At 73.8% G+C, this 25,272-nt stretch carries 21 protein-coding genes; 6 read left to right on the forward strand and 15 right to left on the reverse strand.

Going from position 1 to position 25,272, the window contains the following annotated elements; translation table 11 throughout:
• Positions 1-28: 28 nt before the first annotated feature.
• Complete coding sequence (locus MET2598_RS0107175) at positions 29-1,027, forward strand: glucokinase (protein WP_018260376.1); 999 nt, start codon at positions 29-31, stop codon at positions 1,025-1,027.
• On the opposite strand, the gene MET2598_RS0107180 is transcribed toward MET2598_RS0107175, so the two are convergent.
• Both MET2598_RS0107180 and MET2598_RS0107185 read right to left on the reverse strand, forming a co-directional pair.
• A complete protein-coding gene (locus tag MET2598_RS0107180; RefSeq protein WP_012333100.1) occupies positions 1,021-1,434 on the reverse strand; it encodes a VOC family protein in 414 nt (137 codons plus the stop codon). The genes MET2598_RS0107175 and MET2598_RS0107180 overlap by 7 nt on opposite strands.
• A 70-nt stretch (positions 1,435-1,504) precedes the next feature.
• Entirely contained in the window at positions 1,505-1,996 is a 492-nt protein-coding gene (locus MET2598_RS0107185; protein WP_012333099.1) for a YciE/YciF ferroxidase family protein, read from the reverse strand.
• A gap of 139 nt (positions 1,997-2,135) precedes the next feature.
• Here MET2598_RS0107185 and MET2598_RS0107190 point away from each other — a divergent pair, with 139 nt between their 5' ends.
• Positions 2,136-2,570, forward strand: a complete 435-nt coding sequence (locus tag MET2598_RS0107190) for a hypothetical protein (RefSeq protein ID WP_012333098.1) — start codon at positions 2,136-2,138, stop codon at positions 2,568-2,570.
• Positions 2,571-2,731: 161 nt separating this feature from the next.
• Here MET2598_RS0107190 and MET2598_RS0107195 read toward each other — a convergent pair whose 3' ends face one another.
• The 7 genes from MET2598_RS0107195 to MET2598_RS0107225 all read right to left on the reverse strand — a co-directional run bounded on the left by MET2598_RS0107195 (position 2,732) and on the right by MET2598_RS0107225 (position 10,621).
• Positions 2,732-3,622 (reverse strand): outer membrane protein, encoded by an 891-nt coding sequence (locus tag MET2598_RS0107195; protein WP_012333097.1) that lies wholly within the window; start codon positions 3,620-3,622, stop codon positions 2,732-2,734.
• Between the two features lie 271 nt (positions 3,623-3,893).
• The gene (pgeF, locus tag MET2598_RS0107200) at positions 3,894-4,661 is read right to left on the reverse strand and encodes a peptidoglycan editing factor PgeF (protein ID WP_012333096.1); all 768 of its coding nucleotides are present in this window, start codon (positions 4,659-4,661) and stop codon (positions 3,894-3,896) included.
• Between the two features lie 108 nt (positions 4,662-4,769).
• Complete coding sequence (locus MET2598_RS0107205) at positions 4,770-5,873, reverse strand: class I SAM-dependent methyltransferase (RefSeq protein WP_012333095.1); 1,104 nt, start codon at positions 5,871-5,873, stop codon at positions 4,770-4,772.
• On the reverse strand, positions 5,870-6,760 hold the full coding sequence (lgt, locus tag MET2598_RS0107210) for a prolipoprotein diacylglyceryl transferase (RefSeq protein WP_026190572.1): 891 nt from the start codon (positions 6,758-6,760) through the stop codon (positions 5,870-5,872). The genes MET2598_RS0107205 and lgt overlap by 4 nt, the downstream gene beginning before the upstream one ends.
• 106 nt (positions 6,761-6,866) lie before the next feature.
• Positions 6,867-8,411: a threonine ammonia-lyase, biosynthetic gene (gene ilvA, locus MET2598_RS0107215; protein ID WP_012333093.1), complete on the reverse strand. Its 1,545-nt coding sequence runs from the start codon at positions 8,409-8,411 to the stop codon at positions 6,867-6,869.
• Between the two features lie 94 nt (positions 8,412-8,505).
• Positions 8,506-9,591, reverse strand: coding sequence for an AbrB family transcriptional regulator (locus MET2598_RS0107220; RefSeq protein ID WP_012333092.1), 1,086 nt, complete (start codon positions 9,589-9,591; stop codon positions 8,506-8,508).
• 88 nt (positions 9,592-9,679) lie between these two features.
• Positions 9,680-10,621 carry a LysR substrate-binding domain-containing protein gene (locus MET2598_RS0107225; RefSeq protein WP_012333091.1) on the reverse strand — a complete coding sequence of 314 codons (942 nt, stop codon included), beginning with the start codon at positions 10,619-10,621 and terminating at the stop codon, positions 9,680-9,682.
• A 205-nt stretch (positions 10,622-10,826) separates the two neighbouring features.
• Here MET2598_RS0107225 and MET2598_RS0107230 point away from each other — a divergent pair, with 205 nt between their 5' ends.
• Positions 10,827-12,416 carry a catalase gene (locus tag MET2598_RS0107230; protein ID WP_018260378.1) on the forward strand — a complete coding sequence of 530 codons (1,590 nt, stop codon included), beginning with the start codon at positions 10,827-10,829 and terminating at the stop codon, positions 12,414-12,416.
• A gap of 207 nt (positions 12,417-12,623) precedes the next feature.
• Here the strand turns inward: MET2598_RS0107230 and MET2598_RS0107235 are convergent, their stop codons facing one another.
• Both MET2598_RS0107235 and oxlT read right to left on the reverse strand, forming a co-directional pair.
• The gene (locus MET2598_RS0107235) at positions 12,624-12,812 is read right to left on the reverse strand and encodes a hypothetical protein (protein WP_012333089.1); all 189 of its coding nucleotides are present in this window, start codon (positions 12,810-12,812) and stop codon (positions 12,624-12,626) included.
• 183 nt (positions 12,813-12,995) lie between these two features.
• Positions 12,996-14,285 (reverse strand): oxalate/formate MFS antiporter, encoded by a 1,290-nt coding sequence (oxlT, locus tag MET2598_RS0107240; protein WP_012333088.1) that lies wholly within the window; start codon positions 14,283-14,285, stop codon positions 12,996-12,998.
• Between the two features lie 729 nt (positions 14,286-15,014).
• Here oxlT and MET2598_RS0107245 point away from each other — a divergent pair.
• Positions 15,015-15,395 carry a RidA family protein gene (locus MET2598_RS0107245; protein ID WP_012333087.1) on the forward strand — a complete coding sequence of 127 codons (381 nt, stop codon included), beginning with the start codon at positions 15,015-15,017 and terminating at the stop codon, positions 15,393-15,395.
• A gap of 124 nt (positions 15,396-15,519) precedes the next feature.
• Here the strand turns inward: MET2598_RS0107245 and MET2598_RS0107250 are convergent, their stop codons facing one another.
• The 4 genes from MET2598_RS0107250 to MET2598_RS0107265 all read right to left on the reverse strand — a co-directional run bounded on the left by MET2598_RS0107250 (position 15,520) and on the right by MET2598_RS0107265 (position 21,750).
• Positions 15,520-17,721, reverse strand: coding sequence for a 3-hydroxyacyl-CoA dehydrogenase NAD-binding domain-containing protein (locus MET2598_RS0107250; RefSeq protein ID WP_018260379.1), 2,202 nt, complete (start codon positions 17,719-17,721; stop codon positions 15,520-15,522).
• A gap of 68 nt (positions 17,722-17,789) precedes the next feature.
• Positions 17,790-18,272 (reverse strand): hypothetical protein, encoded by a 483-nt coding sequence (locus MET2598_RS0107255; protein ID WP_018260380.1) that lies wholly within the window; start codon positions 18,270-18,272, stop codon positions 17,790-17,792.
• A 195-nt stretch (positions 18,273-18,467) separates the two neighbouring features.
• Positions 18,468-19,676: an acetyl-CoA C-acetyltransferase gene (locus MET2598_RS0107260; RefSeq protein WP_018260381.1), complete on the reverse strand. Its 1,209-nt coding sequence runs from the start codon at positions 19,674-19,676 to the stop codon at positions 18,468-18,470.
• 280 nt (positions 19,677-19,956) lie between these two features.
• Positions 19,957-21,750, reverse strand: coding sequence for an acyl-CoA dehydrogenase C-terminal domain-containing protein (locus MET2598_RS0107265; protein WP_018260382.1), 1,794 nt, complete (start codon positions 21,748-21,750; stop codon positions 19,957-19,959).
• Between the two features lie 333 nt (positions 21,751-22,083).
• Between MET2598_RS0107265 and MET2598_RS0107270 the strand changes: the two genes are divergently transcribed.
• Together MET2598_RS0107270 and MET2598_RS0107275 are read left to right on the forward strand one after the other, a co-directional pair.
• Positions 22,084-23,205 (forward strand): molybdopterin-binding protein, encoded by a 1,122-nt coding sequence (locus tag MET2598_RS0107270; protein WP_018260383.1) that lies wholly within the window; start codon positions 22,084-22,086, stop codon positions 23,203-23,205.
• Positions 23,206-23,213: 8 nt separating this feature from the next.
• Positions 23,214-25,271 carry a molybdopterin biosynthesis protein gene (locus MET2598_RS0107275; protein ID WP_018260384.1) on the forward strand — a complete coding sequence of 686 codons (2,058 nt, stop codon included), beginning with the start codon at positions 23,214-23,216 and terminating at the stop codon, positions 25,269-25,271.
• The last annotated feature ends 1 nt before the right edge of the window (position 25,272 follow it).

The following is a 25,272-nucleotide window of genomic DNA, read 5'->3' on the forward strand; positions in this document are numbered from 1 at the left end:
CTCCTCACCCGGCGGAAAGCGGCCCTCCATGTTCGACTTCCCCGTCCTCATCGGCGATATCGGCGGCACCAACGCGCGCTTCGCGCTGGTGCCGCGGCCGGGAGCCGCGCCCCTGCCGCTCGATCACGTGCAGACCGGGGCCTTCCCGGACCCGAGCGCGGCGATCCGGCACGCCCTCGCCAAGGGCGGGGCGGCGCCGCGCTCGGCGATCCTCGCCATCGCGGGGCGGGTCGACGGCCCGGCGGTGCCGCTCACCAACGCCGCCTGGGTGATCGAGGGCGAGCGGATCGGCCGCGATTTCGGCCTCGGCGCCTGCGTCCTCGTCAACGACTACGTGCCGGTCGCGGCCGGGGCCGCCGCGCTCGACCCGCTCGGCGGCGACGGGGCCGCGCTCTCCGCGGTCGGGCCGGCCCTGGCGCCGGGGCGCGGCAGCCGCCTCGTGCTCGGGCCCGGGACCGGCTTCGGCGCCGCCGCGCTCGTGCCCTTCGGCGAACAGCTGGCGATCGTGTCGACGGAGGCGGGCCACACCGATTTCGGCCCGAGCGACGCCGCCGAGGCGGCCCTCTGGCCGGCCCTGGAGCGGATCGAGGGGCGCATCACCGTCGAGGCGCTGCTCTCCGGCCCCGGCCTGTGCCGCCTCTACGCCGCCGTGAGCGGCGGGCGGGCGCTCGCCCCCGAGGCCGTGACCGCGCGCGGGCTGTCCGGCGAGGATCCGGCCGCCGCCGAGACCCTCGCGCTGTTCGCCAAGCTGCTCGGGCGGCTGTGCGGCGACCTCGCGCTCACCTTCCTGGCGACCGGGGGCGTCTATATCGGCGGGGGCATCGCGCCGCGCCTCCTGCCGGTGCTGCGGCGGGGCGCTTTCCGGCAGGCCTTCGTGCACAAGCCGCCCTTCGTGGCGATGATGGAGCGGATTCCGACCTGCGTGATCACGATCGCGGATCCGGCCTTCACCGGGCTGGCGGCGCTCGCCTCCAGGCCGGAGCGCTTCGCCTATGACGGGCAGGTCTGGCGGGCGCCCGCTCAGTAGCCCTTCCAGAGGCCCGGCGTCGCCAACTCGACGAGGTGGCCGTCCGGGTCGCGGAAGTAGAGGCTGGTGCCGCCCCGCGGCCAGTGCGTCCGCCCCTCGACCGCGATGCCGGCCTCGGCGAGGTGGGCCTCCCAGGCGCCCAGGGCCTCGGCCGGGATCGCGAGGGCGAGGTGAAGCGGTCCCTGCCCGTCATGGGGCGGGATGGTGCCGCCGGGCGTCTCGATCGGGTGGAGGGAGCCCCCGCGGGGGAAGAGCAGCAGCACGCCCCGCCCGGCCACGTCGAAGGCCCGCATGCGGTGGTCGCTGTGGATGCAGGGCAGGCCCATCGGCCCGCCCCAGAAGGCGGCGGCCCGCTCCAGGTCGTCGACGTAGAGCACGGTCTCGAGGACGCCCGCGACCTCCGGCATCGTCCTTCCCTCCAGGGAGGCCGGAGGGAGGCTCCCTCCGGCCGGGATGCGGGGGCCGGGCCCCCGCACGTCACGCCGCGGCCGGGTTCACGGCCTCCTCGGCGAGTTCCGAGAGCACCTCGTCGGTGTTCTCCTCCTCGACCAGGGTCTCCTTGAGCAGGCTCTCGGCCTCGGCGAGGCCGAGCTGGCGCGCCCAGGCGATCAGGGTGCCGTAGCGGGTGATCTCGTAATGCTCCACGGCCTGGGCGGCGGCGATCAGGCCGGCATCGAGGGCGCCGCTGCCGCCGAATTCCTGCATCACCTCCTCGCCCTCGGCGATGATGCCCTGGATGGCCTTGCAGGTCACGCCCTCGGGCTTCTCGCCGAGGCTGCGGAAGACCTGGTCGAGGCGCTTCACCTGCTCGCGCGTCTCCTGGAGATGGACCCCGAAGGCCCCGCGCAGGGCGTCGGTCTGGGCCGCCTCGGCCATCTTCGGGAGCGCCTTCAGGATGGCGTTCTCGGCGAAGTAGGTGTCCTTGAGCTGGTGCAGGAACAGCGTCCTGAGGTCTTTCCCGGCCATCATGGTACTCCCGATCGGTATCACGCACCCCGAAAACCCAGGCCTGCCGCGATCGTTCCGGGCGCGGCGCCCGCCGCCGTCTTGACCGCGCCGCCGCGGCCGGGCGTCGTAGGGCGATCCCCCGCCGGTCCCGAGTGCCGCCATGCCGTCCTTGCCCGATCCCGAGACGATCCTGACCCTGCTGCGGCGGGCGACCGAGACGGTGCGCCACGCGACGGCGCGCGCGGAGGCGGCCGAGGCGCGGGCGCGGCGCATCGCCGGGCAGGTGCGGCCCCTGGTGGAGCGGGTGGAGAGGGTTCTGCGCGAGGCGGCCGACCGGGAGGCGGCGGCCCGGCGCGAGGCGGCGGAGGCGCGGGCGCGCTGCGGGGCCGCGGAGGCGCTGCTCGCCGCGGAGCGCGAGCGGGTGCGCCGGCTGGAGGCCCGCCTCGCGGAGTCGCAGGCGCGGATCGCCCGGGCGCGGCGGATCCTCGCGGAGGCGAGTTCGGGTCAGGAGGGGCCGGGCGTGTCGGCGCCGGGCGAGGCGGACGTCCGCGGCGTGCCGAACGGCTTTGCCGGCGATCCCGCCTCGCTGCACTGACCGCGCGCACGGCCCGGGGCGACCGACAAGGAAGAAGCCCGGCCTGTGGGCCGGGCTTCGGGTTCGATCGGGGCAGGTTCGGCCGGGGCAAGTCCGGCTGGGGCAAGTCCGGCTGGGGCAAGTCCGGCCGGGGCAAGTCCGGCCGGTGACCGAGCCGAGGCTCAGTAGGTGCCGAACTTGTAGTTCAGGCCGGCGCGCACCACCGCGAACTCGGTGTCGCGACGCACCAGGCCGCTGCCCGGGACCAGCACCACGCCGGGGCTGGTCACGGTGATCAGGGTGCCGGCGTTGTTGACCGCGAAGGCGCCGTTGAGGCCGTTGCCGCGGTCGAGGTTCACGTAGAGACCTTCGACCTTCAGGGTCACCGCGTTCGACTTGAAGAAGTTCAGGAACGAGTCGGTGGGCAGGGCGTACTCGACGCCGCCGCCGACCGTCCAGCCGGTCTGGAAGTCGTCGCGGTTGGGCAGGCCGAAGCTGGTGCCGCCGCCGCCGCCGTAGGCGAAGCCGCCGGTGGCGTAGACGAGGGTGCGGTCGAAGGCGTAGCCGAGCCGGCCGCGCACCGTGCCGAAGTAGTCCAGACCCGATAGGCCGTTCGGGTTGAAGACCTGCTGGGCGGCCAGCCCGGTCACCGCCGGGTTGTTGGTGACGAGGCTGAAGCGGTTCCGCTCACGGCCGAAATCGGCGTACTGGGCGTCCGCCTCGATGCCGATCACGACGCCNGCGCCCGGCGTGAACTGGTAGTTGTAGCCGACCTGACCGCCGCCGACGAAGCCGTCGTTGTTGTCGCGGTTGCGGAAGCCGAGGACCGCGGTCGTGCCGGGGGGCACGAGGCCGGTCGCGGCGTTCACGCCGATCAGGGTCGAGTTGTTGTTGTCGCTGGTGCCGAACCCGTAGCCAGCGTTGAAACCGGCGTAGAAGCCCGTCCAGGTGAAGACCGGCACCGGCGTGAAGACCGGCGGCGGCGCCGCGCGACGCGGCAGGTCAGCCGCCATGGCCGAGCCGGCAATAACAACACCCGCGAGGGCGGTGGCGCTCTTGAGAAGCGACTTCATGGTTCTGGTCCTCTCTACGATGCCCCGGCGCCGTTGCGGCCGCAGCCGAACGTTCTCCCGAAGCAGTGCCTCGACATATCCCGGCAGCCTTGTGAAAGCTGTGTCCTGGCGACAACGCTGGTGAGGTTCACCGCGGCCTTGTCGGCGTTTCGCCGCCCGGACTCCCTTGGCTCCTTACCCCGACAACGCGCCCGTATGGCCAAGGTTCACGCGCCCACAAAAATTTTTCGCTGCGCCTAGACCCGAATGCTTCCCGCCGGCGGAATGCCCGCTATGGCACCAGCGCAATGGCCGAGACGAGGCGGCCGTAATCGGGCTCGGCCCGGTGCGTGGTGCGCCGGTAGCTGAAGAACCGGTCCGGATCCGCGTAGGTGCAGAGGCCGAGATCGGCCACGGTGCCGATCCCGGCGGCGCGCAGGCGCGCGGCGATGTAGGCGGGCAGGTCGAAGAGGTGGTGGCCGGCGCGGCCCGGGCTCGGGGCGAAGAAATCCGCGTGGGCGGGCCCGGCCTGCGCGAAGCGGGCGTGGAATTCCGGGCCGACCTCGTAATTCTCGCGGCCGATCGTGGGGCCGAGCACCGCGACGATGCGGCCGCGCTCGGCGCCGAGGCGCTCCATGGCGGCGAGCGTCGCCTCGATGATCCCCGTGAAGGCGCCCTTCCAGCCCGCATGGGCGGCGCCGACGACGCGGTTCTCGGGATCGGCGAACAGGATCGGCCCGCAATCCGCCGTGAGGATGCCCAGCGCGAGGCCCGGGACCCGGGTCGCCATGCCGTCCGCCCGCGGGCGGTCGGGGAAGGGGGCCTCCACGGTGACGCATTCGGCCGAGTGGATCTGATAGAGGCTGACCAGGGCGTCCGGCGCGACGCCGAGGCGCTCGGTCATCCGGCGCCGGTTCTCGGCGACCGCGCCCGGGTCGTCGCCCGAGCCGAGCCCGCCGTTCAGGCTGGCGTAGAGCCCGCCCGAGACCCCGCCCTCGCGCGTGAAGAAGCCGTGGCGGAGACCGGGGAGCGCGCTCAGCGCGGGAGCTTCCAGGAGCATGGCGACGCCTCTCGGGCCTGGGCACCATCCGCCGCGACGCGCACCGGTGCGGTGGCAGGGATGATGCGGAAACGAGGATCGAAGCAGGAGAGCAGCACGCGCTCCTGCTCAACGGGACAGGGTCGAGCGGGGCAGGGCGGGCAGGCCCGCCATCCCCGCATCAGAGACGCCCAAAACCTTGAAGAGCCGACCCATCCCGGTCGGCGCGGGATCGGTCAGCCGCGCCGCGGCCTCGGCGACGGCCCGCGCCTGATCGGGCGTCGCGCGGGCGGCGAGGCGCTCGGCCCGCTGGGCGAGGCCGAGGGCGAGGAGGAAGTCGCGCTGGGGCACCGGGCCGTGCAGCGCGGCGCCCGCCTCCCGGGCGGCGCGGGCGAGGGCGCCGAAATCGACCGGCACGGTCAGGTCGGTCTCGCCGGGCGCGTCGAGGATCCCGACCGCGCGGTGGCGGGAGACCGCCTGCAGGGTGTCGGTGAGGCCGAGCGTCGCCTCGCCGTAATCGATGGCGAGCAGCGCGCCCCCCTGGCGGGCGAGCCGGCCCGCGATCGCCCGCATGGCGGCGAGCGCCGCGGAGGGGAGGGTCAGCACCGCGCCCTCGGGCGCGGCGGCGGCGATCTCCGGCGTCGGGTCGGGGTCGAGCCCCACGACGAGGCCCCCGCCCTCCGGGTCGAGGCCGATCCGGCGCTCGTGCCACGCGCCGGCGCCGCGCGCGAACTGGCGCACCGGCAGCGCGTCGAAGAACTCGTTGGCGAGGACGATTGCGGGGCCCTCCGGCACGTCCTCGATCCGCGCGTGCCACGCGGCCTCCCGGCCGATCGCGGCGAGGCGCGCCGCCTGCGCGGCCCGCAGGACCGGGCTCGTCTCGACGAGGTGGAGATCGAGGGCCTCGGCGAAGGGTGGCAGCGCCGCGCGGATCGCCCGCAGCGCGTCGGCGATCAGCGTGCCGCGTCCGGGGCCGAGTTCCACCACGCGGCAGGGCGAGGGCCGGCCCATCCCGTGCCAGACCTCCGCCGCCCACAGGCCGAGGAGCTCGCCGAAGATCTGGCTGATCTCCGGGGCGGTGGTGAAGTCGCCGGCCGCGCCGAGCGGGTCCCGGGTCGTGTAGTAGCCGTGGAGCGGGTGGCCGAGGCAGAGCGCCATGTAGCGCTCGACCGGGATCGGGCCGTTCTGGGCGATCAGCGCCCGCAATTCCGCGAGGAGCGGGGTCCCGCTCACGCGGACCGCGCCTCGGCGGGCTCGTCGGCGAGGTGCGCGCGCGGGGCCGTCGCGCCCCGCAGGGCCCGCACCACCACGACGATCCCGATGATCAGCATCGGGATGCAGAGCAGCATCCCCATGGTGATGCCACCCCCGAGGGCCGAGACCTCGGTCCCGAACAGGAAGCCGAGCTGCGGGTCGGGCTCGCGGAAGAACTCGCAGGCCGTCCGGGCGAGCGCGTAGCCGATGACGAAGAGGCCGCCGAGCAGGCCCGGGCGGCGGAAGCCGACGCGCCGCACCGCCAGCGCCATCAGCGCGAAGAGCAGGAGGCCCTCGGCCCCGGCCTCGTAGAGCTGGCTCGGGTGGCGCGGCAGCGGCCCGCCGCTCGGGAACACCACCGCGTAGGGGAAGTCGGGCGCGGGCCGGCCCCAGAGCTCGCCGTTCACGAAATTGGCGATGCGGCCGAAGAACAGGCCGATCGGCACCACCACGGCGGCGAGGTCGAGGATCGCGTAGGCGCTCAGCGCCCGCGCCCGGGCGAAGAGGACGATGGCGAGGACCGCGCCCAGGAAGCCGCCGTGGAACGACATCCCGCCGCGCCAGATCGCCAGGATCTCGGACGGGTGGGCCAGATAGGCGCCGAGATTGTAGAACAGCACGTAGCCGATCCGCCCGCCGAGCACGACGCCGAGCGCCACCCAGACGATCAGGTCGTCGATGTCGGCGCCGCTGGGGCGGCGCACCGGCCCCCAGAGCGCGGCGGCCGCGACCAGCCTCTTGGCGTAGAGCCAGCCGCCGAGCAGGCCCGCGATGTAGGCGAGCGCGTACCACTTGATCGCGATCGGCCCGATCGCGATGGCGACCGGGTTGATCGCCGGGAAGGGAATGGCGAGGAGCGGCGGCATCGGGCCGGAGAGGTGAACCGGGCCGGGCGCCGCGTCAACCCGCAACGCCGCCGCGGCGAACGCCAACGCGGCGAACGCCGCCGCGGCGGCGTCGCGCTCCGGGCGCTCAGGCCGGCCCCGGCGCCTCGGCGGCGGCATTGCCGTCGAGGAAGAGCCGGTAGGCCGGGTTGTCGCTCTCGTCGTGGAACGGGTAGCCGAGCTCGTCGAGCGCCTCGAGGAAGCGCGGCCTGTCCGCCTCCGGCACCTGGATCCCGGCCAGCACCCGCCCGTAATCGGCGCCGTGGTTGCGGTAGTGGAACAGGGAGATGTTCCAGGCATGGCCGAGGCTGTCGAGGAACCTGAGCAGGGCGCCCGGCCGCTCCGGGAACTCGAAGCGGAACAGGCGCTCGTCGGCGAGGCCCGGCACCCGGCCGCCCACCATGTAGCGGACGTGCACCTTGGCCATCTCGTTGTCGCTGAGATCGAGGATCGGGTAGCCGAGCGCCGTGAGGCCCTCGATCAGCGCCCGCTTCTCGCCCGGCTGGCCCTGCAGCTGCACGCCGACGAAGATGTGCGCGTCCGCCCCCTCCGCGTAGCGGTAGTTGAACTCGGTGATCGCCCGCGCGCCGAGCGCCTGGATGAAGGCCCGGTAGCTGCCGCGCCGCTCCGGGATGGTGACGGCGAGCAGCACCTCCCGGCGCTCGCCGAGTTCGGCCCGCTCGGCGATGTGGCGCAGGCGGTCGAAGTTCAGGTTCGCGCCGCTGTTGACGGCGACGAGCGCGCCGCCGCCGGTCCCGTGCTCCGCCGCCCAGGCCTTGAGGCCCGCCACCGCGAGCGCCCCCGAGGGCTCGCAGATGGCGCGGGTGTCGTCGAACACGTCCTTGACCGCCGCGCAGATCGCGTCGGTGTCGACGGTCACGACCCCGTCGAGATGCTCGCGGCAGAGCCGGAAGGTCTCGGCCCCCGCCTGGCGCACCGCGACGCCGTCCGCGAACAGGCCGACCGCGTTGAGCACCACCCGCTCCCCCGCCGCGAGGGCGGCGGCCATGCTGGCCGCGTCCTCCGGCTCGACGCCGATGACCTTGGTCTCGGGGCGCAGGAACTTGACCACCGTGGCGATCCCGGCCGCGAGCCCGCCGCCGCCGACCGGCACGAAGATCGCCGCGATCGGCCCCGAATGCTGCTGCAGGATCTCCAGGCCGATCGTGCCCTGGCCGGCGATCACCTCGGGATCGTCGTAGGGGTGGATGAAGGTCAGGCCCCGGTCCGCCTCCAGCGTCTTGGCATGCGCGTAGGCCTCGTCGAAGGCGTCGCCGTGCAGCACGGCGTGGCCGCCGCGCGCCCGCACCGCCTCGACCTTGATGGCCGGGGTCGTGCGCGGCATCACGATCGTGGCCGCGACGCCGAGCTTGGCGGCGGCGAGCGCCACCCCCTGCGCGTGGTTGCCGGCCGAGGCGCAGATCACCCCGCGGTCGAGGACCTCGCGCGGCAGGCCCGCCATCTTGTTGTAGGCGCCCCGCAGCTTGAAGGAGAAGACCGGCTGCAGGTCCTCGCGCTTGAGCAGGACCGGCGCCCCGAGGCGCCCGGCGAGGCGCTGCATCGGATCGAGCGGGCTCTTGATCGCCACGTCGTAGACGCGGGCGGTGAGGATCTTCCTGATGTAGTCGTGCACGGGGCGCGGTCCGGATGGCGGGAGGGCTGGCGCCTTCCGCAGAGGCGGCCCCATAGCGGGTTTCGGCCCGCGATGCGAGCGCGGCCGTGGCGGATCAGGCGACGGCGCGCGAGCTCCACTTGGCCGAGATCCACTTGGCCACGAGCGGCCCCGTGATGATCACGACGAGGAGTCGCAGCGTCTGCACGGCGAGGACGAAGGAGACGTCCGCCTTCGAGCCGACCGCGATGATGGCGACGGAATCGAGCCCGCCCGGGCTGGTGGCCAGGAAGGCGGTCAGCAGGTCGATCGGGAGCAGGAAGGTCAGGCCGAAGGCCCAGAGCCCGCAGAGCGCGATCAGCCCGAGCGTCGCCGCGAGCACGCCCGGCAGCGCCGAGACCGTCGCCCGCACGGTGGCGCGGGTGAAGCGCAGGCCCACCGTCCAGCCCACCGCCGCGTAGGCGAGGGCGAGCAGCCAGTCGGGCAGGCTCATGCTGGCGAGCCCGCCGGCGTGGAGCGTCGCCCCGATCACCAGGGGGCCGATCATCGCGCCGGAGGGGATGTTGAGGCGCCGCCCCAGCCAGGAGCCGAGCGCCGCCACGGCGAGCGTCACCAGGACGGCGAGGGGCTCCGGCGCCCCGACCGGTTCCGGCAGGGCGGCGGGCGCGGCGTGGCCGACGAGGAACCGCGCCACGATCGAGGCCGAGAGGGCCACGCAGGCGACGCGCACGTACTGCATGAAGGCGACGAGGCGCGGATCGGCCCCGTACTCCTCGGCCATCGCCACCATGGCGGCGGCGGCGCCCGGCGAGGAGCCCCAGGCGGCCGTGGTGCCGGGCAGGAGCCGGATCCGGGTGAGGACCCAGCCCACCGCCGCGCTCGCCAGCACGGTGACGCCGACGACGGCGAGCATCAGGAGGCCGTCCGCCATCAGGGTCTGCACGATCGAGGCGTTGACCGCGTGGGCCACGAGGCAGCCGATCAGCGCCTGCGCGGCCAGGAAGGCGGCCTTCGGCACCCGGATGGCGGCGCCCGAGACGCCGAAGCCGATCGCGGCGAGCATCGGCCCGAGGAGCAGGGCCGCCGGGAAGCCCGCCGCCGACAGCAGCGCCGAGAGGGCCGCCGAGGCGGCGACGAGTCCGACCCATTGCGGAGCCGCGACGGCGGTGGAGCGGCGGAGGTCGAGATCGGCGGGCTTCATCGAAGGCTTCGGTTGCGCGGCCGCGCGCCGCGCGGGCGAATGCGTTAGGGCGTGTGACGGGCCTCGCTAGCCGCGAATCGTGGCCCTGTCATGCCGGGGCGAGCCGCTCCGGCCGATCGCAAGGAAGGGTTGCGGCGGGCGCATGGGCCCGGAAGAACCCGGCGAGGCGCGCGAGACCCTCGCCGCGCGGGTCGCTCGCCCGCCAGGCGAGGGCGATCACCCGCGAGGGACCCTCCTCGCCGAAGCGGCGGCAGACCGTGAGGCCGCTCGGATCCGGTCCGCTGGGCGCGGCGAGGGCGGGAAGCAGCGTGTAGCCGCCCCCGGCCGCCACCATCGAGCGCAGGGTCTCCAGGCTGGTGGCGTGGCGCCCGGCGGAGGGCCCGGCCCCGCAGGCCGCCACGGTCTGGTCGCGCAGGCAATTGCCCTCGTCGAGGAGGAGCAGGTCCGGCCCGGCGAGGTCGGCGGCCTTCGGCGGATCCCCTGCCGCGAAGGCGTGGTCGGCCGGGCAGGCGAGCAGGAACGGCTCGCGGAACAGCGGCGCCACGGTGAGCCCGGCCTCGGCAATCGGCAGGGAGATCAGGGCCGCGTCGAGCCGCCCCTCGCGCAGGCCCTCCAGGATCCCGGCCGTGCGCCCCTCGCTCAGCGCCAGGGCGAGGAGCGGGAAGTCCTGCCGCAGCGGGCGCAGCACCAGCGGGAACAGGTAGGGGCCGAGGGTCTGGATCGCCGCCAGCACGAGACGGCCCGACAGGGGCGCGCCGCCTCCCTCGCGGGCGAGCAGGAGCAGGCGGCGCGCCTCCGCCAGCACCGCCCGGGCCTGGCGCACCACGGCTTGGCCGGTGGGGGTGAGCAGCACGCGGCGGTTGGTGCGCTCGAAGATCACGACGCCGAGCGCCTGTTCGAGCTTGCGCACCTGCACGCTCAGGGTCGGCTGGCTCACCGCGCAGCGCTCGGCCGCGCGGCCGAAATGGTGTTCCTCAGCGACCGCGACGACGTATTCGAGGTCGCGGAGGGACAGGCCGGCGAGATTCATAGGCTGTGTCTATCGCAAGCTTCGCAACGATGCATTGGCCGGCAGGTCACGCGGGGGTCATAAGGGCGAGCGAGAACGGTTCCAAGGGTGGTTGGGTCCAAGCGTGGTTGGGGCGAGCGCCCGGCGACCCTATGTCTGACGTCCTCGCGCGGTGGTGGTGCCCCGGGCACCCCGCGCCGCGCTGTTCGATGCGAGAGGAGGCTCCATGAGCGATCAACGCCCGATCCTGACGACCCGCCAGGGTCACCCGGTCCGCGACAACCAGAGCCTGCGCACGGTCGGCGAGCGGGGACCCGCGACCCTCGAGAACTACCAGTTCATCGAGAAGATCACGCATTTCGACCGCGAGCGGATCCCCGAGCGGGTCGTGCATGCCCGGGGCGCCGGCGCCCACGGCTACTTCGAGGCCTACGGCAAGATCGGCGACGAGCCGGCCTCCAAGTACACCCGCGCCCGCGTCCTCAACGAGACCGGCGTGAAGACCCCGGTCTTCGTGCGCTTCTCGACCGTGGCCGGCGCCAAGGAGAGCCCCGAGACCGAGCGCGATCCGCGCGGCTTCGCGGTGAAGTTCAAGACCCTGGACGGCAACTGGGACCTCGTCGGCAACAATCTCAAGGTCTTCTTCATCCGGGACGCCGTGAAGTTCCCGGACATGATCCACGCCTTCAAGCCCGATCCGGTGACGAACCGCCAGGAGGCGTGGCGCTTCTTCGACTTCGTGGCGCAGCACCCCGAGTCGATCCACATGGTGACCTGGCTGAAGTCGCCCTGGGGCATCCCCGCGAATTACCGCGAGATGGAGGGCTCCGGCGTCAACACCTACAAGCTCGTGAACGACCGGGGCGAGGCGGTCCTCTGCAAGTTCCACTGGATCCCCAAGCAGGGCGTGCGCAACCTGACCTCGGCCCAGGCTTCCGCGATCCAGGCGAAGGACGTCGGTCACGCCACCCGCGACCTCTACGACAACATCGAGGCCGGCAACTTCCCCGAATGGGAATTCGCCGTGCAGATCATGCCGGACGGGCCCAACGAGCAGCTCTCGTTCGATCCGCTCGACGACACGAAGCGCTGGCCCGAGGACCAGTTCCCGCTGCTCAAGTGCGGGCGGATGGTGCTCGACCGGGTGCCGGACAACTTCTTCGCCGAGGTCGAGCAGGCGGCCTTCGGGACGGGCGTGCTGGTCGACGGCATCGACTTCTCGGACGACAAGATGCTGCAGGGCCGGACCCTGTCCTACTCGGACACGCAGCGCTACCGCGTCGGCCCGAACTACCTGCAGCTGCCGATCAACGCGCCGCATCCCGACGTGAAGGTGTTCTCGAACCAGCGCGACGGCCAGATGACCTACGCGGTCGACGGCACCGGGCCGAACAAGCACATCAACTACGAGCCGAGCACGCTGGCCGAGGGCGTTCGCGAGGCGCCGAAGCCCGCCAGGGACTACCACCAGCCGGTGACCGGCCATCTCGGCCGCTACCAGGCGAGCCGGACCGAGGACGACTACGCCCAGGCCGGGGCGCGCTACCGCTCCTTCGAGGCGTGGGAGCGCGAGGACCTGATCGCCAACCTCGTGGCCGACATGAAGCAGTGCCCCGAGCCGATCCAGCTGCGGATGGTCTGGCACTTCTGGCACGCGGACGAGGATTACGGCCGGCGCGTGGCCGAGGGGGCCGGCATCGACCTCGAGAAGGCCAAGGCCCTGCCGCCGCTTCCGGGCCGCGCCGCCCCCCACAAGCGGCTCGCGACCGAGACCTACACGGACGGCTCGCCGTCCCACAAGGTCGCGGCCGAGTAACCCGGCGCCCCGCGCCGCTCAGCATCATTCCGCCGGCCGGTCCCGGCCGGTGCCGACGCGGTCACCGGTTCGGCGGCGAACCGAAGGACCGCGTCGGCGAGACATGATGCGACACCAAGGGACCAACCAGACTTGCCCGATGCAATTCCGCTGAGGGCCCGCCCGGACGCACCCCGTCCGGGCGGGTTTCCGTTCGGCGCGGACCGGTCAGCGATGCGTCTCGGGCGGCCCGAACGACATCGGGATCTGGCCCTCGATCAGGGCGATGGCGGAGAGGGTGAGGCCGAGTGCCGCGGCGTACAGGAGGGGAAAGACGTCGCGGTGGCCGGACCCCGTCGCCATGACCAGCCCGGCGAAGGGGATGCTCTGCAGGGCGAGCGCGGCGGCGATGCTCATCGGAACCTCCTCTGTGCGGGACGACGGACGTGGTTGCGCTTTCGGCTTGCGTGGCGGTGGTGGTCGAGGCGGGGACGAGCCTCCCGCCAGGGAGCGCCCGACCGAACGGACGGGGCCGCCCCGGGGCGGCCCGCACGATAGACCCCTCGGAGGCCGCCCCGGACGTCCGGGGCGGCGCGGGCCTCAATGGGCGGCCTCGGGCAGCACGACCCCGTTGGCGGCGTGGTGGCGCCTGAGCATCGGGCGCAGCACCGCGAGCGCCAGCGTCGCGGCGATCAGGTCCAGGATCGCCACCGTGTACAGCACCGTGGCCCAGGTCCCGGTCGCCTGCATCAGCAGGTTGCCCACCGGCACCAGCAGCGCCGCCAGACCCTTGGCGCAGTACAGCACCCCGTAGATCTTCCCGATGTGCTTCGACCCGAACGTGTCCGCCGCCGTCGCGCTGAACAGGCTGTAGACCTCCCCCCAGGCCAGGAACACGATCCCGCTCAGGATCACGAACGCCCACGGGTTCGAGCCGAAATACCCCAGCGCCACGATGCCGAGCCCCTCCAGCGAGAACGCGATGAACATCGTCTTCTCGCGCCCGATCCGGTCCGAGATCCAGCCGAAGAACGGCCGCGAGATCCCGTTCATGATCCGGTCGAGCATCAGCGCGAAGGGCAGCGCCGCCATGGTCACGAAGTACAGGTTGACCTGGAAGTTCTTGACGCCGAGATCCTGCGCGATCACCCCGAGCTGGGCCACCGCCATCAGCCCGCCGGTCACCGTGCAGGTGAACATCAGCAGCATCACCCAGAACACCGGGGTGCGCAGGGCCTCCGGCAGGGTGTAGTCGCGCCGGCTCTGCAGCACGCTCGCCGAGTAGGTGACCTCGCTCCGGCCCGGCGCGCGCAGGCCGACCGAGGCCAGGATGATCAGGGCGCCCTGGATCAGGCCGAAGACGAAGAAGGCCTGCTGGAAGCCGCCCTCGGCGATCATGCTGGCGATGGGCAGGATGGTGAGGGCCGAGCCGGCGCCGTAGCCGCCCGCGGTGAGGCCGACGGCCAGGCCGCGCCGGTCGGGGAACCACTTGAGGGCGTTGGCGATGCAGGTGGCGTAGACGCAGCCGACGCCGATGCCGCCGACCACGGCGCCGAGGTAGTAGCCGCTGAGGGACGTGGCGTAGGAGTTGATGATCCAGGCCAGGCCGGTGAAGAGGCCGCCGGCCATGACGACGCGGCTGGGCCCGTAGCGGTCGATGAAGTGGCCCTCGACCGGCGTGAGCCAGGTCTGGGTGACCACGAAGAGGGTGAAGGCGACCTGGATGGCGGCGCGGTCCCAGCCGAAGGTCTTCTGGATCTCGGGGACGAACAGGGTCCAGGCGTACTGGATGTTGGCGGCGGCGACCATGCAGATCACCCCGAGGGTCAGCTGGAGCCAGCGGCCCGCGATCGCGGGGGCCTGGGCCCGGGTGGCGGCAACGGACGTCATGGGGCGGAGTCCTCCCTCCTGTGTCGGGCGCCCCGGTTCCGGGCGGCGCGCGACGGTCATTGGCGTGTGAGGTGTCGGGCGCGGGCCCGAATCGGGCCGCGCGACGGCCCGCGCAGCCCCGGCCGGCGGCCGGGGCGCGTGTCGCGCTGAGCCAGGTCTCGGTGAGCCAGGTCTCGGTGAATCACGGCTCGGCGAACCGCGTCTCGGCGAGCGATGGCGCGGCGAGTGGAGGCGGGGCGGGGCCCGCGCCGGACTCAGTCGGGCGGCAGGTCGGGGGGGCGGCGCATGGGTCGTTCCTCAGTTCTTCGTTGTGTTGGCCGTCGATCCCGGTGCGGCGGAACCTTGCCCCACCGCGCGCCGTCGGGCCGACGGCGACGCGGAACTGGGATGGTTGCTTCTAAGGTCGACTGTATACCAATAACAATGTGCTCACGCCTTCCCGGCTTTGTCAACGTCGCCCGCGAGACGGGTGCGAAGGGTTGCTGCGTGAGCGCGCATCAAATCTTGATCGTGGCCCGGGATTACTGAAGCAGCGAGTTCGTTGCGCGCCGTCATCGGGATTAAGCGGGCGCCGCGCGCGTGGGGCGGCGCTGCCCCCTCGCGGCGGTCGGCTCCGCCGCGCGCGGGCGCATGTCCGAGGAGGTCGCCGCCGATGCGCAAGCAAGTGGCTCAGCAGGATTGCTCCGTGCGATCCTGCCTGGACTGGGTGGACCGAATCGGGAGGACAGGATGCGGGGCCGGATCGACGGCGGCTCGCCCTTCGAGAAGGCCTACGGCTATTCCCGCGCCGTGGTCGAGGGCGGCTTCGTGTTCGTGTCGGGGACGACGGGCTACGACTACGCCGCCATGACCATGCCGGAGGACGCCGCCGCGCAGGCCGAGGCCTGCTGGCGCACGATCGCGGCGGTGCTGGAGCAGGCCGGCGCCTCCCTGGAACGGGTGGTGCGGGCGACCTACTACGTCACCGACCGGGCCGAGGCCGAGGCGGTGCTGGCGGTGTGCGGACGGGTGATGGGCGCGGTGCGGCCCGCCGCGACGCTGGTCGTGGTGGCGGGCCTGCTGCGGCCGGAGATGAAGGTCGAGATCGAGGTGACGGCGCTGCTCCCCTGAGCGGTCGCCCCGCCGCCCCGGCCGATCCGCCCGTCGCCGCCCCTCCGGCGGCGCCGGAGGGGCAGTCCGGCGGCGCGTCGTCGCAGCCCGATGGCGGCGCCGCGGGCGACCGCGACCCGCCGGATCAGGCCGCCCGGGCCTCCGCGCGGCCGTAGAAGCGCTCGCCCGTCTCTGCCATGGCGAGCAGGTTCGCCGGGGGCGCGAAGCGGGCGCCGTGCTTGGCCTCGAGGCGGCGGCACAGCTCCACGAAGCGGCGGGCGCCCATGCCGTCGATGTAGGAGAGCACCCCGCCCGTGAAGGGCGCGAAGCCGAAGCCGAGGATCGAGCCGACATCCGCCTCGCGGGGATCCGTCACCACGCCCTCGCCGTAGACCCGGGCCGCCTCGACCGCCTGGGCGACGAGGAGCCGGTGCTTCAGTTCCTGGAAGTCGACCGCGTCGGGATCCTGGCGCGTCCCGGCGAGCGCCGCGAGGCCCGGCCAGAGCCGCTTCGGCCCGTTCTCCGGGTAATCGTAGAAGCCCTTGCGGTTCTTGCGCCCGAGCCGTCCCTCGCCCTCGACGAGGGCGACGAGCAGGCGCTCCTGGAGCGGGTTCACGGCGCCCTCGCCGGCCTGGGCCTTGGTGGCCTTCAGGATCTTGAGGCCGAGATCGACGCCGACCTCGTCATTGAGGGAGAGGGGACCGACCGGCATGCCGGCCTGCCGCCCGGCATTCTCGATCATGGCGGCCGGCACCCCCTCGGCGAGCATCAGGTGGCCTTCGAGGATGTAGGCGCCCACGCAGCGGTTGGCGAAGAAGCCGCGCGCGTCGTTGACCACGATCGGCGTCTTGCGGATCGCCCGCACGTAGTCGAGGGCGGCGGCGAGCGCCCGCTCGCCGCTCTGCCGCCCCTTGATGATCTCGACCAGCAGCATCTTCTCGACCGGCGAGAAGAAGTGGATGCCGATGAACTGGTCGGGCCGGGCGGAGCCGTCGGCGAGGCCGCTGATCGGCAGCGTCGAGGTGTTGGAGGCGAAGATCGTCTCGGGGCGGATCGACGCCTCGACCTTGGCGATGACCTCGGCCTTGACCTTCGGGTCCTCGAACACCGCCTCGATCACGAGGTCGCAGTCGGACAGGGCGGCGTAGTCGGCGGTGGCGGTGATGCGGGCGAGCAGCGCGTCGCGGTCGGCGGTCTTGGCGCGGCCCTTCATGATCTGGTCGGAGACGAGCTTGTGCGAGTAGGCCTTGCCCTTCTCGGCCGCCTCCGCGCTCTGGTCGATCAGCACGACCTCGATCCCGGCCTGCGCCGTCACGTAGGCGATGCCCGCGCCCATGAAGCCCGCGCCGACGACCCCGACCCGCTTGAGGCTGACCGGGCCGATCGCGGCCGGGCGCCGGGCGCCCTTGTTGAGCTCGCCCATCGAGACGAAGAGCGAGCGGATCATCGCCGCGGCTTCCGGCGAGCGCAGGATCTTGGAGAAGTAGCGGCTCTCGACCTTGAGCGCGAGGTCCATCGGCAGCTGCAGGCCCTCGTAGACCGATTGCAGGATCGCCTTCGCGGCCGGGTAATTGTCGTGGGTCTCGCGGCGGTAGATGGCGTTGGCGGGCGGCCAGGTCATCATCCCGGCCGGCGAGTAGACCTTGCCGGAGGGGGCCTTGAACTTCGGCTGGTCCCAGGGGGCGAGCGCCGCGCCGCCGCCCCGGATCCAGGCCTTGGCCTCCGCGACGACGGAATCGCGCTTGGCCACCGCGTGGACGAGGCCCATGTTGCGGGCCATGAGCGGCCGGATCTGGTCGCCCTTGAACAGCATCTGCAGGGCGTCGCCGGTCTGCATCAGGCGGGCGACGCGCTGGGTGCCGCCGGCCCCGGGGAACAGCCCGACCTTGATTTCCGGCAGGCCGACCCGGGTCTTGTCGTCGTCCGAGACGACGCGGTGATGGCAGGCGAGCGCGAGCTCGAAGGCGCCGCCCAGGCAGGTGCCGTGGATCGCCGCCGCGAAGGGCTTCCCGCAGGTCTCGAGCTTCCGGTAGAGCAGCGAGAGGCGGCGGGTCTCCTCGAAGAAGAAGCGCATCGCCTCCTCCTCGCCGCGCTCCCGGCTGAGCCGGGCGTATTCGGCGCCCAGCCCCTGCAGCATCGTGAGGTCGGCCCCGCCCGAGAAGGCCTCCTTGCCCGAGGTGATGACGCAGCCCTTGACGGCGGCGTCGCCCGCGACCGCGTCGATGATCCGGTCGAGTTCGGCCATCACCTCGGGGGTGATCACGTTCATGGAGCGGCCGGGGCTGTCCCAGGTCGCGAGCGCGATGCCGTCTTGATCGGTCTCGAAGCGGAAATGCGTGAGGTCCATCGGGGCGTCCTCTTCTCGGGATCCCGGGTGCGGCCTCCCGCGGCGGCGGGCCGCGGGAGGCGCCCCGGTCAGGGCTTCTGCGGGGCCGGGCCGGCGCCCGGCTGCGGCTGCTGCGTCGACAGGGTCGCGAGCGTCAGCATGTTCATCATCCGGGTCACCGCATCCTTGGTGATGCTGGAGACCAGGGAGTTCGGGTCGGCGTTGAGGGCCTGGAACTTCTGGTAGGTCGGGTCGTCGTAGATCCTGGTCAGCTGCTTCAGCTCGTCGTCGCCGAACTTCTGGGCGTATTCCTTGGAGAGGTCGTCGACGAGCTTGGCGCGCTCCTGCTCGAAGCCCTTGTCGAGTTCGGGCCGGAGCTTGTCGGCCTGCTCCTTGCTGAGCGAGGCGAGCGAGCGCTCCTCGGCCTGCTTGAAGGCGAGGCCGAGATTCCGCGCCACCGTCCGCTCGACGATGCTGCGGGCGAGGTCGGTGCGCTCCTCGGCGCGGGCCGCCGGGGCCGCCGGGGCCGCGAGGGCGAGGGCGAGGGCGAGGAGCGGGAGAGTTCGGGTCATGAGCGTTTCCTGATGAGGCGCCTTGAGGCCGGGGACCGAAGGCCCGGCCGCGGCGCCAGCGTCAAGCACCCCCTTGGGACACGATGCCGTGTCCGGCACCCGGCGCTGGGCAGAACGGCGCGGCGCGATCCGGCTCGGTCTCCTGGTCCCGCATCGCGTTCGCCGCCGAACCGGCATCGCTGCGGCGCATGGCGCTCAGACCCGCTCGATGATCGTGGCGGTGCCCATGCCGGCGCCGATGCAGAGCGTCACCAGGGCGGTCGCCTTGCCGGTCCGCTCCAGTTCGTCCAGCACGGTGCCGAGGATCATGGCCCCGGTCGCCCCGAGCGGGTGGCCCATCGCGATGGCGCCGCCGTTGACGTTGACCTTGTCCGGGTCGAGGTCGAAGGCCTGCTGGAAGCGCAGCACCACCGAGGCGAAGGCCTCGTTGATCTCGACGAGGTCGATGTCGTCGAGGCTCATCCGGGCGCGCGCCAGCACCTTGCGGGTCACGTCGATCGGGCCGGTGAGCATCAGCGCCGGGTCCGACCCGATATTGGCGAAGGCCCGGATCCGGGCCCGGGGGGTGAGGCCCGCGGCCGCGCCGGCCTCCTTCGAGCCGACCAGCACCGCGGCGGCGCCGTCGACGATGCCGGAGGAATTGCCCGGGTGGTGGACGTGGTTCAGGGCCTCGACGTCGGGATGGGCCGCGACCGCCACCGCCTCGAAGCCGCCCATCTGCGCCATCTGGGCGAAGGAGGGCTTGAGCGCCCCGAGCGTCTGCATGTCGGTGCCCGGCCGCATGTGCTCGTCGCGGTCGAGGATGGTCAGGCCGTTGACGTCCCTGACCGGCACCACGGCCTTGGCGAAGCGGCCCTCCTCCCAGGAGCGGGCGGCGCGCCGCTGCGATTCCACCGCGTAGGCGTCGCAGGTGTCGCGGGAGAAGCCGTACTTGGTGGCGATCAGGTCGGCCGAGACGCCCTGGGGCATGAAGTAGGACTTGACGGCGATCGAGGGATCGACCGGCCAGGCGCCGCCCGAGGCGCCGAGGCCGATGCGGCTCATCGACTCGACCCCGCCGCCGACCGCGAGGTCGTGCTGGCCGCTCATCACCTGGGCGGCGGCGAAGTTCACCGCGTCGAGGCCCGAGGCGCAGAAGCGGTTGATCTGCACGCCCGGCACCTGCTCGCCGTAATCGGCGACGAGGGCGGCCGCGCGGGCGATGTCGCCGCCCGCCTCGCCGACCGGGTCGACGCAGCCGAGCACCACGTCGTCCACCGCGGCCCTGTCGAGGCCGTTGCGGTCCTTGAGGGCGCGCAACGCCGTCTCGGCGAGGCGCAGCGCCGTCACCTCGTGGAGCGCGCCGTCGGGCTTGCCGCGGCCGCGCGGCGTGCGGACATGGTCGTAGATGTAGGCGTCGGGCATGGGGCTTCTTCCGAGTGGGGGCTTCTTCCCAGGATGGCGCGGGCCGTCCGGGGCGGGCCGGGCGGCGGGGGAGATCGGCGGGCCGGGGCGGCCCGGATCAGGCGCGGTCGGCCTCGCCCCGCGGCCGGCGCGGCGGCGGGCGAGGGCGCCGAACCCGGCGGCGGCCGCGCGCGTCGGGCCGTCGCGCCGCGTCCCGAGACCGTCCGAGCGGATCGCCCGCCCAGGCTCCGGCACGCGGGTCCCGGGTTCGGGCGTCGCGGCGCGCCGGGCCGCCGGCAGCCTAGAACATCTCCGCCGGCACCGCCATGACGGCCTCGGCGCCGGCCGAGATGCGGGCGAGCCGCGTGGCGGTCTCGGGCAGGAGGCGCTCCATGTAGAAGCGGCCGGTCGCGAGCTTGGCGTCCATGCGCGTCCCGACGCCGTTGCCCTCCCGCTTGCGGGCGGCGGCCGCCTTGGCGATGCGCGCCCACATGTAGCCGAGGGCGACGAGCCCCATCAGGTGCATGTAGTCGGTGGCGGCGGCGCCCGCGTTGTCGGGCTTGGCCATGGCGTTCTGCATCAGCCACATCGTCGCCTTCTGGAGGTCGCCGAGGGCCTTGGCGAGGGGTGCCGTGTAGGTCTTCAGGGTCTCGTCGGCGCCGTTCTCCTTGCAGAAGCCCTCGACCTCCTGGAGGAAGCGCATCATCGCGCGGCCGCCGTCGCGCGGCAGCTTGCGGCCGACGAGGTCCATGGCCTGGATGCCGTTGGCGCCCTCGTAGATCTGGGCGATGCGGGCGTCGCGCACGAATTGCGACATGCCCCATTCCTCGATGTAGCCGTGCCCGCCGAACATCTGCTGGGCGTCGACCGCGTTGGCGAAGCCCCGGTCGGTCAGCACGCCCTTCACCACCGGCGTCATCAGGCTCATGTGGTCGTCGGCGGCCTGCCGCTCGGCGGCGTCGCCCGAGCGGTGCGCCACGTCCGCCTGCAGGGCGGTCCAGAGCACCAGGGCCCGGCCCGCCTCGTTGAAGGCCCGGATCGACAGCAGGGTGCGGCGCACGTCCGGGTGGACGATGATCGGGTCGGCGGGCTTGTCCGGGGCCTTGGCGCCGCTGAGGGCGCGGCCCTGGAGCCGCTCCTTGGCGTAGGCGACGGCGTTCTGGTAGGCGACCTCGGACAGGGCGAGGCCCTGGATGCCGACCGCGAGCCGGGCCTCGTTCATCATCACGAACATGGCGTTGAGGCCGCGATTGGCCTCGCCGACCAGCCAGCCCTTGGCGCCGTCGTAGTTCATCACGCAGGTGGCGTTGGCGTGGATGCCCATCTTGTGCTCGATCGAGCCGCAGGACACGCCGTTGCGCGCGCCGAGCGAGCCGTCCCCGTTCACCAGCAGCTTGGGCACCACGAAGAGCGAGATGCCCTTGGTGCCGGCCGGCGCGCCCTCGATGCGGGCGAGGACGAGGTGGATGATGTTCTCCGAGAGGTCGTGCTCGCCGGCCGAGATGAAGATCTTGGTGCCGGTGAGGCTGTAGGAGCCGTCGGGGTTCGGCACCGCGCGGGTCTTGAGCAGGCCGAGATCCGTGCCGCAATGCGGCTCGGTCAGGTTCATGGTCCCGGTCCAGGACCCCTCGATCATCCGGGGCAGGTAGGTCCGCTTCTGCGCGTCGGTGCCGTGGACGAGCAGGGCCGCCATCGCGCCCTGGGTCAGGCCCGGATACATCCCGAAGGCGATGTTGGCCGAGGAGATGAATTCCTGGACCGCGCTGTTGAGGGTCGCGGGCAGCCCCTGGCCGCCGTACTCGGCCGGCATCGAGAGCCCGTTCCAGCCCCCGCCCGCATAGGCCCCGTAGGCCTCCTTGAAGCCCCTGGGCGTCGTCACGCGGCCGTCCGGGTGGCGGGTGCAGCCCTCGGCATCGCCCGGGAGGTTGAGGGGGGCCAGCACCTCCTCGCAGAGCTTCGCGCCCTCGTTGAGGATCGCCTCCACCACGTCCGGCGTCGCGTCCGAGAAACCCGGCAGGTTGCTGTAGCGCTCGAACCCGAACACGTCGTTGAGGAGGAACAGGACGTCCTCCACGGGCGCCTTGTAGCTCGGCATGGACCCTCTCCCGCGATCCCCCGCGGCTGTCCCGCCGCAAGATAGTTCACATGTAAACTATCTCGGCGCGGAACGGAAGGGGGGAGGGGCGGAGGATTGCGGCGGCGCCCGGCCGCGCCCGCTCCGCGCGGGCCCGCCTCCGGGCGGCGCCCCGCACCCCGCGCCGCGCGGGCGCGCGATGAGCGCGGGGCCCCGCGACGCCGTCGCCGAGGCCGCGCGCGGGCCGCAGCGCTTGATCGCAGCCGGCCGATGCCGCATCCGGGCGAGCCCCTTCGCCCGGACGGGGTCCGCGACGGGACGCGCGACGGTCGTCCCTCTCCGGTGCCGGCAGCCATGACGCGCCGTTCCGCCTCCGCGCAGCTGATGCCCCTCGACGAGGCGCGGGCCCTCCTGCTCGCCGGCCTCGCGCCGGTGCCGCCCGAGGCCGTGCCGGTCCACGACGCCGTCGGAGCCCCGCTCGCCCGCGACCTCCCGGCGCCGGAGGGCCGCCCCGCGCGCCGCCTCGCCCTGCGCGACGGCTACGCGGTCGAGGCGGCCGCGATCACCGGCGCCGCGCCCCAGGCCCCGGTGCGGCTCCCGCGCGGCCTCGCCTGGATCGAGGCCGGCGAGATCCTGCCGGAGGGGAGCGACACCGTCCTGCCGCCCGAATCCGTCCTGGAGGGCGAGGCCGTGGCGGACGCGGCCCCGGGCGAGGGCGCGCGCCCCGCCGGGGGAGACATCCCGGCCGGCCATCTGCTGGGACGGGCGGGCGAGCGCGCGACCGCGCTGCAGGCGCTCGCCCTGGCCTCGGCCGGCTTCGCCGAGGTGCCCGTGCGCCGCCCGGCCGTCCTCCTCCTGGTCACCGGGGCGGAGACGCCCGACCTGCTCTCGCCCCTCCTCGCCTCCCTCCTCGCCCGCGAGGGCGCCCGGGTGGTTCGCGCCGCGCGCCTGCCGGACGACCCGGGCGCGGTGGCGGCGGCGCTGACGGGCAGCGCCGCGGCGGCGCTGCCGGAGGGCGCCGCGGCGACCTTCCTGGTCGGCGGCAGCGGCCCTGGCCGGAGCGACCGCAGCGCCGAGGGGCTGGCGCGGGCGGGCACCGTCGCGGCGCACGGGATCGCCCTGCGGCCGGGCGAGACGGCCGGGTTCGGCGCGGTCGCCGGCCGGCCCGTCCTGCTGCTGCCGGGCCGGCCGGAGGCGGCGCTGGCGCTCCACCTCGCCCTCGGCCGGCCCCTCCTCGCGGCCCTGGCCGGGACGGTCCCGCCCGCCCCCGCCCCCGCGCCGCTCCGCCGCAAGATCGCCTCCGCGATCGGGCTGTCCGAGGTGGTGTTCGTGCGGCGATCCGCCGAGGGTGCCGAACCGCTCGGCGGCGCCGATATCCCCCTCGCCCGCCTCGCGCGGGCGGACGGCGCCGTGCTGGTGCCGCCCGCGCGGGAGGGCTATGCCAAGGACACGGTCGTCGAGGTCCTGCCCCTGTGAGTGACGCGTTGCCCCCCGATGACTTCTCCGCCCGCCTCGCCCGCGCGGCCCGCCAGGAGCAGTTCCTGAGCGTCGCCTCGCGGGAGGAGGCGCTGGCGCGGTTCCGGGCGGCGGTGCCGCACCTGCCGCTCGGCCCCGAGACCGTGCCGCTCGGCGCCGCCCTCGGCCGGGCCCTGGCCGAGGACGTCGCCTCGCCCATCGACGTGCCGGCCTTCGACCGCGCCCTCGTGGACGGGTTCGCCGTCCGCGCCGCCGACACCGAGGGGGCGAGCGAGGGCGCGCCGCGGCGCCTGCGCCTCAACCGCGAGATCCTGGCCTGCGGCGTCGCCCCGACCCTCGCGGTGGCGGCCGGGACGGCGACGCCGATCGCCACCGGCGGCGTTCTCCCGCGCGGCGCCGACGCCGTGCTGATGGTCGAGGCCACCGACTACGTCGAGGAGGGCGCGCCGGCGATCGAGGTCGTGCGCGCCGCGGCGCCGGGCCAGTTCGTCGGCTACGCCGGCGCCGACATGGCCCGGGGCGAGACCGTGCTGCGCCGGGGCACGCCGGTGACCGCCCGCGAGATCGGCATGCTGGCGGCCTGCGGCCTCGCCGCGGTCGCGGTAGTGCGCCGGCCCCGCGTCGCCGTGATCTCGACCGGGGACGAACTCGTCGCCCCGGGCGAGGCGCTGCGGCCCGCCGCCATCTACGATTCCAACGGCGCCATCGTGGCCGCCGCGGTGGCCGAGAACGGCGGCGAGGCCGTGCCGGGCGGCATCGTGCCCGACGACGAGGCCCTGCTGGAGCAGGCCCTGCGCCGGAGCCTCGCGGAATCCGACCTCGTGGTCCTGTCGGGCGGCACCTCCAAGGGGGCGGGGGACGTCTCCCACCGCATCCTCTCGCGCCTCGGTGCGCCGGGGATCCTGGTCCACGGCGTCGCCCTCAAGCCCGGCAAGCCCCTCTGCCTCGCGGCTGTCGGGACGAAGGCCGTGGTGGTGCTGCCGGGCTTCCCGACCTCGGCGATGTTCACCTTCCACGACGCGGTGGTGCCGCTGATCCGGGCCCTGGCCGGCCTGCCGCCCCGGGAGGAGAGCCGGGTCGAGGCCCTGCTGCCCCAGCGCCTCGCCTCGGAACTCGGCCGCACCGAGTTCGTGATGGCCTCCCTCGCCCGGGGCGCGCAGGGGCTCGTGGCCCTGCCCCTCGGCAAGGGCTCGGGCACGGTCACGGCCTTCTCGCAGGCGGACGGGTTCTTCGCGGTGCCGGCGGCCCGCTCCGGCCTGGAGGCGGGCGAGACGGTCGCGGTGACGCGCCTGGGCGCCGGTCTGCGGCCGCCCGACCTCACCCTGGTCGGCAGCCACTGCCTCGGCCTCGACCGCCTCGTCGGGCGCCTCGCCGAGCGCGGCGTGCGGGCGCGGACGATCTTCGTCGGCTCCTCGGGGGGGCTGGCGGCGCTCAGGCGCCGGGAATGCGACCTCGCGAGCCTCCACCTGCTCGACCCGGAGACGGGGCGCTACAACGCGCCCTTCCTGGAGCCGGGCCTGGTGCTGGCGCCGGGCTGGCGGCGCCTGCAGGGCGTGGTCTTCCGCGCCGGGGATCCGCGCGCCGGGGATCCGCGCGCCGGAGAGCCGCGCCCAGGAGAGCCGCGCCCAGGAGAGCCGCGCCCAGGAGAGCGGCGCCCAGGAGAGCGGCGCCCCGAGGGCGCCCGCGCGGCCGAGGCGGTGCGGCGCTTCCTCGCCGACCCGGAGGCCGTGATGGTCAACCGCAACACCGGCGCGGGCACCCGGGTGCTGATCGAGGGGCTGCTCGGCGGCGCCCGCCCGCCCGGCTACTGGAACCAGCCCCGCTCGCACAACGCGGTCGCGGCCGCGGTGGCGCAGGGGCGGGCCGATTGGGGCGTCGCCATCGCCACGGTGGCGCGGGCCTACGGCCTCGGCTTCCTGCCGCTCACCGAGGAGCATTACGACTTCGCCTACCGGGCCGACCGGCGCGACGACCCGGCCGTCGCGGCCTTCCTGGCCCTGCTCACCGCCCCCGAGACGCGGGCCGACCTGCACGACCTCGGCTTCGCGCCCGCGGAGGCGCGCTGAC

This window comes from Methylobacterium sp. WSM2598, assembly GCF_000379105.1.
Taxonomy (GTDB): domain Bacteria; phylum Pseudomonadota; class Alphaproteobacteria; order Rhizobiales; family Beijerinckiaceae; genus Methylobacterium.

Excerpts from the sequence above, each read along its gene's own strand:
- pgeF (WP_012333096.1), bottom strand. The coding sequence starts at position 4,661 with ATGCTCCTGGAAGCTCCCGCGCTGAGCGCGCTCCCCGGTCTCCGCCAC.
- MET2598_RS0107255 (WP_018260380.1), bottom strand. The coding sequence starts at position 18,272 with ATGACCCGAACTCTCCCGCTCCTCGCCCTCGCCCTCGCCCTCGCGGCC.
- MET2598_RS0107175 (WP_018260376.1), top strand. The coding sequence starts at position 29 with ATGTTCGACTTCCCCGTCCTCATCGGCGATATCGGCGGCACCAACGCG.
- MET2598_RS0107185 (WP_012333099.1), bottom strand. The coding sequence starts at position 1,996 with ATGATGGCCGGGAAAGACCTCAGGACGCTGTTCCTGCACCAGCTCAAG.
- MET2598_RS0107260 (WP_018260381.1), bottom strand. The coding sequence starts at position 19,676 with ATGCCCGACGCCTACATCTACGACCATGTCCGCACGCCGCGCGGCCGC.
- MET2598_RS0107270 (WP_018260383.1), top strand. The coding sequence starts at position 22,084 with ATGACGCGCCGTTCCGCCTCCGCGCAGCTGATGCCCCTCGACGAGGCG.
- MET2598_RS0107235 (WP_012333089.1), bottom strand. The coding sequence starts at position 12,812 with ATGAGCATCGCCGCCGCGCTCGCCCTGCAGAGCATCCCCTTCGCCGGG.
- MET2598_RS0107220 (WP_012333092.1), bottom strand. The coding sequence starts at position 9,591 with ATGAAGCCCGCCGATCTCGACCTCCGCCGCTCCACCGCCGTCGCGGCT.
- MET2598_RS0107245 (WP_012333087.1), top strand. The coding sequence starts at position 15,015 with ATGCGGGGCCGGATCGACGGCGGCTCGCCCTTCGAGAAGGCCTACGGC.
- MET2598_RS0107250 (WP_018260379.1), bottom strand. The coding sequence starts at position 17,721 with ATGGACCTCACGCATTTCCGCTTCGAGACCGATCAAGACGGCATCGCG.
- MET2598_RS0107190 (WP_012333098.1), top strand. The coding sequence starts at position 2,136 with ATGCCGTCCTTGCCCGATCCCGAGACGATCCTGACCCTGCTGCGGCGG.
- MET2598_RS0107265 (WP_018260382.1), bottom strand. The coding sequence starts at position 21,750 with ATGCCGAGCTACAAGGCGCCCGTGGAGGACGTCCTGTTCCTCCTCAAC.
- MET2598_RS0107180 (WP_012333100.1), bottom strand. The coding sequence starts at position 1,434 with ATGCCGGAGGTCGCGGGCGTCCTCGAGACCGTGCTCTACGTCGACGAC.
- MET2598_RS0107225 (WP_012333091.1), bottom strand. The coding sequence starts at position 10,621 with ATGAATCTCGCCGGCCTGTCCCTCCGCGACCTCGAATACGTCGTCGCG.
- lgt (WP_026190572.1), bottom strand. The coding sequence starts at position 6,760 with ATGCCGCCGCTCCTCGCCATTCCCTTCCCGGCGATCAACCCGGTCGCC.
- oxlT (WP_012333088.1), bottom strand. The coding sequence starts at position 14,285 with ATGACGTCCGTTGCCGCCACCCGGGCCCAGGCCCCCGCGATCGCGGGC.
- MET2598_RS0107230 (WP_018260378.1), top strand. The coding sequence starts at position 10,827 with ATGAGCGATCAACGCCCGATCCTGACGACCCGCCAGGGTCACCCGGTC.